The 7,192-nt window shown below is 65.3% G+C and carries 9 protein-coding genes; 5 read left to right on the plus strand and 4 right to left on the minus strand.

Annotated features, from left to right (window positions below):
- Window position 1: 1 nt before the first annotated feature.
- From fusA to RDU83_12505, 5 genes are all read left to right on the plus strand, one after another.
- Entirely contained in the window at window positions 2–2,104 is a 2,103-nt protein-coding gene (fusA, locus tag RDU83_12485) for an elongation factor G (GenBank protein ID MDQ7841819.1), read from the plus strand.
- Window positions 2,105–2,123: 19 nt separating this feature from the next.
- Window positions 2,124–3,887 carry a DNA primase gene (gene dnaG, locus RDU83_12490; GenBank protein ID MDQ7841820.1) on the plus strand — a complete coding sequence of 588 codons (1,764 nt, stop codon included), beginning with the start codon at window positions 2,124–2,126 and terminating at the stop codon, window positions 3,885–3,887.
- A 31-nt stretch (window positions 3,888–3,918) separates the two neighbouring features.
- On the plus strand, window positions 3,919–5,028 hold the full coding sequence (rpoD, locus tag RDU83_12495) for an RNA polymerase sigma factor RpoD (protein ID MDQ7841821.1): 1,110 nt from the start codon (window positions 3,919–3,921) through the stop codon (window positions 5,026–5,028).
- Window positions 5,029–5,100: 72 nt separating this feature from the next.
- Complete coding sequence (locus RDU83_12500) at window positions 5,101–5,322, plus strand: ribbon-helix-helix protein, CopG family (GenBank protein MDQ7841822.1); 222 nt, start codon at window positions 5,101–5,103, stop codon at window positions 5,320–5,322.
- Window positions 5,319–5,675 (plus strand): VapC toxin family PIN domain ribonuclease, encoded by a 357-nt coding sequence (locus tag RDU83_12505; protein MDQ7841823.1) that lies wholly within the window; start codon window positions 5,319–5,321, stop codon window positions 5,673–5,675. The genes RDU83_12500 and RDU83_12505 overlap by 4 nt, the downstream gene beginning before the upstream one ends.
- Window positions 5,676–5,733: 58 nt before the next feature.
- Here RDU83_12505 and RDU83_12510 read toward each other — a convergent pair whose 3' ends face one another.
- The 4 genes from RDU83_12510 to RDU83_12525 form a co-directional block, all read right to left on the minus strand.
- Window positions 5,734–5,949: a type II toxin-antitoxin system HicB family antitoxin gene (locus tag RDU83_12510; protein ID MDQ7841824.1), complete on the minus strand. Its 216-nt coding sequence runs from the start codon at window positions 5,947–5,949 to the stop codon at window positions 5,734–5,736.
- An 11-nt stretch (window positions 5,950–5,960) separates the two neighbouring features.
- On the minus strand, window positions 5,961–6,149 hold the full coding sequence (locus tag RDU83_12515; protein ID MDQ7841825.1) for a type II toxin-antitoxin system HicA family toxin: 189 nt from the start codon (window positions 6,147–6,149) through the stop codon (window positions 5,961–5,963).
- A 127-nt stretch (window positions 6,150–6,276) separates the two neighbouring features.
- Window positions 6,277–6,681: an ester cyclase gene (locus tag RDU83_12520; protein ID MDQ7841826.1), complete on the minus strand. Its 405-nt coding sequence runs from the start codon at window positions 6,679–6,681 to the stop codon at window positions 6,277–6,279.
- 163 nt (window positions 6,682–6,844) lie between these two features.
- On the minus strand, window positions 6,845–7,192 hold a 348-nt coding region (locus tag RDU83_12525; protein MDQ7841827.1), incomplete at its 5' end, for a nitroreductase family protein.

A 7,192-nucleotide genomic window follows, 5' to 3' on the forward strand; every position in this document is an offset into this window, starting at 1 on the left:
GATGACCTTGAAGCGCTACAGTGCAGACCAGATAAGGAACATCGCCGTCATAGGGCACGGGGGAACGGGCAAGACCACCCTGGTGGAGGCGATGCTCTTTCGCACGGGGACCATCGACCGCCAGGGCCGGGTGGACGACGGTACGACCACCACGGACTTCGACCCGGAGGAGATCAGGCGCAAGCACACGATCAACGCGTCGCTGGCCCCACTGGAGTGGGAGGGCGCCAAGGTTAACCTGATCGACACGCCTGGATACCCGGACTTCGTGGGCGAGATGGTCGGCGCGCTACGCGTCTGCGAGGGCGCGCTGGTGGTCGTGGACGCCCGCTCCGGCGTGGAGGTGCAGACCGAGCAGGCATGGGCGCGGGCGGATGAGCGGGGTCTGGCCCGGTTGGTGATCGTGAACCGTCTGGACCGCGAGCACGCCAGCTTCTCCCAGACCATGGAAGGGTTGAATGCCAGGTTCGGGAAGCAAATCGTCCCGCTGCACCTGCCGATCGGTGCGGAGGCAGGGCTCTCCGGGGTCGTAGACGTGCTTTCCATGAAGGCGCACACCGTGCGCGACGGGCAGGAATCGGTGCAGGAGCTGCCCGTCGAACTGAGTGAGGAGGCAGCGGCCGCGCGTGAGCGGCTGATAGAGTTGGCCGCCGAGAGCGACGACGCGCTGCTGGAGAAGTACCTGGAAGCCGGCACGCTGAGCGACGAGGAGATCCGCCGAGGCCTGGTCGCCGGGGTCCGTGCCGGCAAGATCGTGCCGGCCGTGCCCGCGTCCGCGACCAGGCGGATTGGGGTGGGCCAGGTGCTTACGGCGATCGTTGACCTCCTGCCCTCCCCGGCCGACCGCGGCCCGACCACCGGCACGCACCCGCGGAACGGATCAGAGCTTCTGGTTGAGCCGTCCGAGGCCGGTCCGTTTGCGGCCCTGGTCTTCAAGACCATGGCCGATCCCTACGTAGGCAGGCTGTCGTACTTCCGCGTCTACGGTGGGACTTTCGCTTCGGACTCCCATGTGTTCAACGCGTCCCGCGACAAGACGGAACGGGTGGGCCAGCTCTATCGCCTGCGCGGCAAGCAACAAGAGGCCACCCCGCAGGTTGGCCCGGGCGACATCGGGGCCGTGGCCAAGCTCGCCGAGACCGCCACCGGGGACACGCTGTGCTCCAAGGAAGCGCCGGTCCGCCTCGCTCCGGTGGTGTTTCCCCAGTCCGCGATCTCGATGGCGATCGAGCCCAAGAGCAAGGCCGACGAAGACAAGATGGGCAATGCCCTGCACCGCCTGGCGGAAGAGGACCCAACGTTCAGCGTTCGCCGCGATCCTGAACTCAAGCAGACCGTGATCTCGGGCATGGGCGAGTCCCACCTGGAGATCATGGCCGATCGGCTGCGGCGCAAGTTTGGCGTGGACGTTGTGCTCTCGCCCCCGCGCGTGCCCTACCGAGAGACCATACGGGGCCGCGGCAAGGCGCAGGGCCGGCACGTCAAGCAGAGCGGAGGGCGCGGGCAGTACGGGGTTTGCTCTGTGGAGGTGGAGCCGCTCCCGCGCGGCAGCGGGTTCGAGTTCGTGGACAAGATCTTCGGTGGAGCGATACCCAACCAGTACATTCCCTCGGTCGAGAAGGGCGCCCGCAAGGCGCTTGAGGAAGGCATTCTGGCAGGGAACAAGGTGGTGGATGTCAGGGTCACGCTCGTGGATGGGAAGTACCACGACGTGGACTCCTCGGATATCGCGTTCCAGCTCGCCGGTGCGTTGGCGGTCAAAGAGGCGGCGACACAGGCCGGGTTAACGCTGCTGGAGCCGATCCTGGATCTGGCCGTCCGCGTCCCTGAAACCCTCATGGGCGACATCATCGGTGACCTGAACTCCAAGCGCGCCCGCATAAGCGGCATGGAATCACAGGGAGACGGCACGACGATCGTGAGGGCCCAGGTTCCCCAGGGAGAGGTCCTGCGGTATGCTTCGGACCTGCGGTCCATTACCGGAGGGCGCGGATCGTTTACCGCTTCCTTCTCCCACTACGATCCAGTTCCCGGGCACGTGGCCGACCGGTTGGTGGCCGAGGCCCGCCGCCAGAAGGAGGAGGTGGAGGGGCCCCGGGCATAACGGTAGGACCCACAGGGCAATGAGTCGCGGGTGGATTTCGGGTGAGATCAAAGAGGAGATCAGGCGGCGGACCGACATCGTCGCCATGGTCTCGACCCATGCCTCGCTGAAGAAATCCGGCCGCTACTACAAAGGGCTCTGCCCGTTCCACCAGGAGAAGACACCGTCGTTCCACGTAGACCCGGAGCGGGGGCTGTTTCACTGCTTCGGCTGCGGCGCGGGCGGCGACGTCTTCGACTTCGCGATGCGCTCCGCCAACCTCACCTTCATGGAGGCCGCGGCGGAGCTGGGCCGGCGAGCCGGCGTTGAGATCGAGACCTCGCCTGATGCCGCGCAGCGGGCGTCGGAGAGGGAGCAGGTCCTGCGCGCGCTGGACGCCGCCCGCGACTACTTCCGGGCATCGCTCGCCTCAGTTGGGCGCAAGGCCCGGGCGTACCTGGAGCGGCGTGGGGTGAGCGAGGAGATCGCCGGCCGGTTTCACCTCGGCTACGCTGCGCCGGGATGGGATGGCATGCTGACCGCGCTCCAGGCGCGGGGTTATCCGGCGGCGGTGCTGGAGCAGGCAGGTCTTGCCGCGCCGCGGACCAGCGGGGGCTACTACGACGTGTTTCGCGACCGCCTCATGTTCCCGATCCTGGACCTGCAGGACCGGGTGGTGGCCTTCGGCGGCCGCGCGCTTGACGAGGCCGAACCCAAGTACCTGAACTCTAAGGAGACCCTCGCGTTCTCGAAGGGCAGGTTGCTGTATGCGCTCGGCCCGGCCCGTGAAGCGATTCGGGAGCGAGGGGAGGTTCTGGTGGTAGAGGGCTACATGGATGTCCTGGCCTGCCACCAGTTCGGGTTTCGCAATGCGGTGGCATCCCTGGGGACCGCGCTTACAGCCGATCAGGTGGGTCTGCTCAGGCGGTTCGCCCCGCGCGCGGTGCTCATGTACGATCCGGACCAGGCCGGAGCAGCGGCGGCCGAGCGCGGCCTGGCGCTGTGTGAAGAAGCGGAGGTATCGGTTCGGGTGGCAGTCCTGCCGCCCGGCGAGGATCCCGACGCCTACCTGCGGCGCCACGGTGCCGAGGCGTTCGGCCAACTGCTGGCCGGTGCGCTCCCCATGTTCGAATACCGGCTCGAGGCCGCCGCCCTCCGCCACGGCCCCGATCTGAGGGAAGGGAAACTCGCGCTTGTTGACGAAATGTTAGATGTTATTCAGACGGTTGCGAATCCGGTTCGTGCGGCAGAGTATTTGCGCGCGTTGGCCGGACGGTTCGCGCTGCCCGAGGAGGCCTTGCGCCAGCGGTTGCGTTCGCGGAAGCGGTCGGGGCGCTCCCCTGCACAGCAGCAGGGCGCGATGACGCTCAGCGGCGACCGGGCCCGGGAGGAAGCGGAGCGGTTGCTGCTGCACCTGATGGTGGCGGAGCCGACCCGCAGGACGGAGGTTGCCCGGGTGCTGGACGCCGACGCTTTCTTCGTCCCGGTGCACCGGGCTCTCGCGGCAGTTCTCCTGGTGTCGCCGGATGCCGACGCCGCGGAGCTGCGCGAGGGGCTGGATGAGGCGGCTTCGGCTTTACTGGTGCGGCTGGCGTTTGAACCACCGCCGGTGACCGAGCGTGACAAGGACCGGGCCGCCGCCGAGGCAGTGCGCTACTTGGTGCACACCAGCCCGGCGGCAGTTGAGCGGGAGCGGCTGTGGGTGGCGCTGCAGGCGGCCCAGGCATGCGGGGATGAGACAGAGCTTCGCCGGCTCCAGGCTGCCTACGCGGAGCTGATCACGGCGGGCCGGCGACGGAACTAGACGTCGTACTGGAAACGGGTCAGGTTTGGGGATGGCGAAGAAGAAGCCGCAGGTTCAGGTGAGCACCGAGGAGCTTACGCCCGAGTTGCGGGCGCTCGTTGAGCTCGGGCGTAAGCGTGGTTTCCTGACCCACGACGACGTCCTTGAGCAGTTTCCCGAGATAGAGCAGAACGTGGACCAGGTGGACCGGCTCTACGCGATTCTGGCCGAGCAGGGGATCGAGATCGTCGAGGACGCCAAGGAGGTCGAGGCCAGGCCGAAGCGCGAGGTCGAGGAGGAGGCCGAGGCTTCCATCAAGCCCCCGGAAGGGATCTCGATTGACGATCCCGTCCGGATGTACCTCAAGGAGATCGGCAAGGTGTCGCTGCTCACCCAGCCGCAAGAGGTTTCGCTGGCGCAGCGGATGGAGAAAGGCGATGAGGAGGCCAAGCGGCGCCTGATCGAGGCCAACCTCCGGCTCGTCGTCTCGATCGCCAAGAAGTACGTGGGCCGGGGGATGCTGTTCCTGGACCTCATCCAGGAGGGCAACCTGGGGCTGATCCGCGCGGTCGAGAAGTTCGACTGGCGCAAGGGGTACAAGTTCAGCACATATGCCACCTGGTGGATCAGGCAGGCGATCACGCGCGCGCTGGCCGACCAGGCGCGGACGATCCGCATCCCGGTACACATGGTTGAGACGATCAACAAGCTGGTGCGCATCTCACGGCAGCTGCTGCAGGAGCTGGGGCGCGAGCCCACCCCCGAAGAGATTTCCGCGGCGATGGGCCTGCCGGTGGAGCGGGTGCGCGAGATCAACAAGATCGCCCAGGAGCCGATCTCGCTGGAGACGCCCATCGGCGAGGAGGAGGACAGTCACCTCGGCGACTTCATCGAGGACCACAACGCCCTGGCGCCTGCCGAGGCCGCCTCTTTCACGATGCTCAAGAAGCAACTTGAGGACGTGCTTGAATCCCTGACCCCGCGTGAGCGCAAGGTGCTGAGACTGCGGTTTGGCCTGGACGACGGCCGGCCGCGTACGCTGGAAGAGGTGGGGCGGGAGTTCGGGGTCACCCGTGAGCGCATCCGGCAGATCGAGGCCAAGGCGCTACGCAAGCTGCGACACCCCAGCCGCAGCAAGCGGTTGAAGGATTTCATCGAGTAATCAGGGTGTCTCGACGGTCACGGCAGCAGCAGGCACTTGTTGAGAGGCGCCGCCCGTATTACAATGTAAGACATGAAGACATCCGCCCTGACAGTTCGACTGGATCCGGATCTGGAGCGCCAACTGGCCCGCATCGCCCGGCGGACCGGCCGGAGCCGGAGCGAGGTGGTGCGTGAGGCGCTTCGCCGCCAGCTCGCCCTGGCTCAGTTCGAAGATCTCCGACGCCGCATCATGCCCTTGGCTGAGGCACGGGGGTATTTGACGGACGAGGACGTCTTCCGCGACGTCTCGTGAAGGTCGCCCTTGACACCAACGTTCTGGTCAGTGCGGTCGCGACTCGGGGACTCTGCGCCGATATCCTCCAAGCTATTCTTGCCGAACACCAACTGGTCGTAGGCGAGACCGTCCTCGCTGAACTCCGCCGCGTCCTGCGCCAGAAGCTCCGGGTACCCCCCGACACCGTCGATGAAATGGATGCCTTCCTGCGTCGTCAAGCCGTCATGGTGGAAGCGGTCGCTGGCGGAGCCAACGTGCTCGTGACCGGCGATCAGGACTTGCTTGAGGCCGCCAACAAGGCTCCGCTGCCGATTCTGACACCGCGGGGATTCTGGGAACGGCTCCGGACCAACCCTCACGCCGATGAGTAGCGCCAGCTAACGGTGGGCATCAGCCGCGCGCCCCAGCGCGTCGGGCTGCATGCTTGGGTTAGGCGGCGCCCACCTCAACGAGCTCTCCCTCAGAGCTCGGCACTGGTATCGGCAGTCCCTCCTGCTTTAGCCCCTCGATGTGAAACTCGATCGCTTCGCGGATGAGCCGAAGCGCTTCATCACGGGTCTTCCCAACCGCAATGCAGCCCGGGAGATCTGGCACATGCGCCCCCCAGCTCGTCTCGCCTCGCTCGACTACTACCATGTACCGCATCGTCGCGCACCTCACCTCTTCAGGGCTGCTTGCTTGAGTATTGAGTTCAGAGTACCCGGCGGCACATCCAGGTTCAACTTGCCAGCCAAGGTCACTGCCCCTGGCTTGTTCGGATGCTTGTACTGTCGATGGCTCCCCCGGGTCCGAACCAGGCGCCGCCCGTCCTTCTCCAGGAGTCGAATCAAGTCCCCGACCTTCAAGTGTCCTCCAGCCTACCCCTGATGCCGTCGAACGGTTAGCGCGTCAGCGGCGGCCGGACGCGCCCCGCTTCCCAGTCTACGCCTGCGCCGTCCGCTGGACGCGCTGGTTAGCCGGAGCCTGACTCGCCTACCGGTGCGACTCACCCAGCTGCTCACGGAGCACGGCGGTATCGACGATCTCCCACAGCTCGGCAATCTTGCCGTCTCTGATATGCGCGAATACAGCCTGATCTATCTTGAAGGCTCGTCCCTCCGAGGAGAGCCCCCCGTAGGACCCGTACATCGTGCCTGTGACGACTGCACGAGCGGCTTCAGCAGTAGGGCTGGAAAACACATCGATGAACTCGTGATGAATGTCCGGCATCACCGACTTGGCCTTGCGCCAGGATTCGCGCTCACGCTCAAGTCCCACTGTTGAAAGCCCCGCGGGAGCATGGACGATCACGTCGTCGTGGAGGTACTGATCGAACGCTTCGAGGTCGCCAGCGTTACCTGCGGCGAATAATGCGGTGATCAGGGACGGATTGGACACGCGGCCTCCTCACCTCGCACTCTTGGGACGACCAGTAGGTACCCCTTCCAACATGGCTTCCGGCTAACGGCTTGGCTCAGCAGCGGGAGCGGAGCGACCGTCCGCTGGAGCCATTGTTGGGCGGTGTTCTACAACGCAAATCTGTTCTCCAGAATGCTCTTCTTCACCAATGTTCGTAACGCACTAATTCAACCAGAGGCTTACGAATCTTGGGACCAGGTTGGTCGGCAGGATAACCGAGCGGTGTAAAGATTACTGGCTCGACTTCTTCGGGCAGCTGTAGAACGCTGCGCGCAGCCTCAACATTGAAAGCCGCAATCCAACAGGTTCCCAATCCCAAGTTTGCAGCAGCCAAGATGAGGTGATCAGCTACGATCGCTGCGTCGATCAAGCGCGCATTGAAGCGGTCGCTTTCCCGAACCCATGCCTGCGAAGAGATCGCGCAGACAGCAATCACTAAGGAGCCGTAACTGAATAAGTGAGCTAAGTATGCTTCTGCCGGTTCGGACGA

Source organism: bacterium, assembly GCA_031082185.1.
Taxonomy (GTDB): domain Bacteria; phylum Sysuimicrobiota; class Sysuimicrobiia; order Sysuimicrobiales; family Humicultoraceae; genus VGFA01.

Excerpts from the sequence above, each read along its gene's own strand:
- RDU83_12500 (MDQ7841822.1), top strand. The coding sequence starts at position 5,101 with ATGAAGACATCCGCCCTGACAGTTCGACTGGATCCGGATCTGGAGCGC.
- RDU83_12510 (MDQ7841824.1), bottom strand. The coding sequence starts at position 5,949 with ATGCGGTACATGGTAGTAGTCGAGCGAGGCGAGACGAGCTGGGGGGCG.
- dnaG (MDQ7841820.1), top strand. The coding sequence starts at position 2,124 with ATGAGTCGCGGGTGGATTTCGGGTGAGATCAAAGAGGAGATCAGGCGG.
- rpoD (MDQ7841821.1), top strand. The coding sequence starts at position 3,919 with ATGGCGAAGAAGAAGCCGCAGGTTCAGGTGAGCACCGAGGAGCTTACG.
- fusA (MDQ7841819.1), top strand. The coding sequence starts at position 2 with ATGACCTTGAAGCGCTACAGTGCAGACCAGATAAGGAACATCGCCGTC.